This window comes from Mesorhizobium sp. M7A.F.Ca.AU.002.02.1.1, from assembly GCF_003998535.1.
Classification (GTDB): Bacteria; Pseudomonadota; Alphaproteobacteria; order Rhizobiales; family Rhizobiaceae; genus Mesorhizobium; species Mesorhizobium ciceri.
This window is the reverse complement of record NZ_RZPB01001018.1, coordinates 1-1791: the sequence shown is the minus strand read 5'-3', so window position 1 is coordinate 1791 and position 1791 is coordinate 1. Positions and strand designations below refer to the sequence as shown.

Here is a 1791-nt window from a genome sequence, read left to right as displayed (position 1 = left end):
GTGCCAGGCGCTCGCGCACCTGGTCGACCAGCGTCAGCAGCGGGCTGCCGAAGGGAATGAGTTTTGACAGCGTGTTGCGGGCGAGCATGGTCGCGCTTGAACGAAAGAAGTCCTCCGCGTCGGCGTTGGCAAAGGTGATGAAGCCTTCCTCGCTGATCATGATCACCGGGCGGCGGATGGTGTTGAGTACGATCTGGGCGGCATCCGCCATTTCAGCGCCTTGGCCGGCGGCGGCGTTCATGGGGCACTCCGCAGGGTCAAAGGTTGCGGATCGCGCGAAAACACATCGCGCAGCAAGGCAATGACGCGCGCGGGCTCGAATGCGGTCAGTATGGCCTTTCGGCTGTCGTCGGCTACGCCGCCGGCATGCCGATCAAGATACCAGCCAAGATGCTTGCGCGCCTGGCGCAGGCCGCTTTCGGCGCCGTAGAGCGCCAGCATATCCTCATAGTGGGCCACGATGTAGTCGGCGAGCGCCGTCGGGTTCTGTGGAATATTTGGCGTCGCTTCGCCTGTCGCTGCGGCCGCAACGCCACCTGCGATCCAAGGCGCGCCATAATGGGCACGGCCAATCATCACGGCGTCGGCACCCGATTGATCGAGAATGTCGGCCGCTTCCGCCGGCGAAGAGACGTCACCATTGGCGACGACCGGGATGGACACGGCTTCCTTGACGCGGGCGATGGCGCGCCAGTCGGCCTTGCCCTGATAGAACTGGCAGCGCGTTCGGCCGTGCACGGTCACCATGCTGACACCGGCCTGCTCGGCGCGGCGCGCCAGCATCGGCGCGTTGAGCGCGCCTTCGTCCCAGCCAAGCCGCATCTTGACCGTCACTGGCACCTCGACCGCGCCGACAACGGCGTCGATCAGCGACAGTGCGTGGTCGAGATCCAGCATCAATGCCGAGCCGGCATAACCGCCGGTGACCTTCTTGGCCGGGCATCCCATGTTGATGTCGATAATGTCGGCGCCCTCGCCGGCGGCGATTCTGGCACCTTCGGCCATGTGCATCGCCTCGCGGCCTGCAAGCTGAACCATATGGACGGGCAGGCCGGAGTGGCGTATGCGCAGGTTGAAACCGGCCCTGCCCTTGGCGAGCTCGCCGCTGGCAACCATTTCGGACACGACCAAGCCCGCACCATGCGCGTGGGCACGCTGCCGGAACGGCTCGTCCGTAATGCCCGACATCGGCGCGAGGAACACGCGATTGCGGAGTTTCACGCCGCCGACGTTAAGCGGCGCGGCCAATTTGGTCAAATTAACCATGCACAAAAACCAAGCATCTTCATTCGTTGCACATTCTCTAGCCATATCGGCCGCAATGTGCAACGCGGAATGACGCCACATTAAGGCGCAATCGGAAAAATGCTGGCCTTCGGGACTGGGTGCGGCCAAAGCGCCGCGCGCCCCGTGGGACGCGCAAAGGACGCTTTGGGATTCATATTTGACGCACGATCTTTGCCGAAAACCGATTACACTTTTCGGGATCGTGCGCTAAGCCAATCTGCAATGACTGACGCAAGTGAAAATCACGTTTCGAGTGCGGATGGCAAGGTCGCGGTGGTAATCGTCGCGGCCGGCCGTGGTGCGCGCGCCGGACAGGCCAACGGACCGAAGCAATATCAACACATTGGCGGCTTTGCCGTTATCGCACACACGCTTGACATTTTTCTGGCCCACCCGCGGACCAGCGAGATCGTCGTCGCCATTCATGCCGACGACCATGAACTGTTCCGGCAGGCGGCGGGCACCAACGCCGAGCGCGTTAGCGCCGTTATCGGCGGGGGGGCC

Annotated in this window: 3 protein-coding genes; 1 reads left to right on the top strand and 2 read right to left on the bottom strand. The window is 63.3% G+C overall.

Going from position 1 to position 1791, the window contains the following annotated elements; all coding sequences use genetic code 11:
* Together EN879_RS34490 and dusB are read right to left on the bottom strand one after the other, a co-directional pair.
* Positions 1-241: PAS domain-containing protein (locus tag EN879_RS34490; protein WP_127274642.1), on the bottom strand; the 241-nt coding region annotated here is incomplete at its 3' end.
* Positions 238-1266 carry a tRNA dihydrouridine synthase DusB gene (gene dusB / locus EN879_RS34485; RefSeq protein WP_127274641.1) on the bottom strand — a complete coding sequence of 343 codons (1029 nt, stop codon included), beginning with the start codon at positions 1264-1266 and terminating at the stop codon, positions 238-240. The genes dusB and EN879_RS34490, both read right to left, overlap by 4 nt.
* Before the next feature lie 243 nt (positions 1267-1509).
* Here dusB and EN879_RS34480 point away from each other — a divergent pair.
* Positions 1510-1791: 2-C-methyl-D-erythritol 4-phosphate cytidylyltransferase (locus EN879_RS34480; RefSeq protein WP_206521066.1), on the top strand; the 282-nt coding region annotated here is incomplete at its 3' end.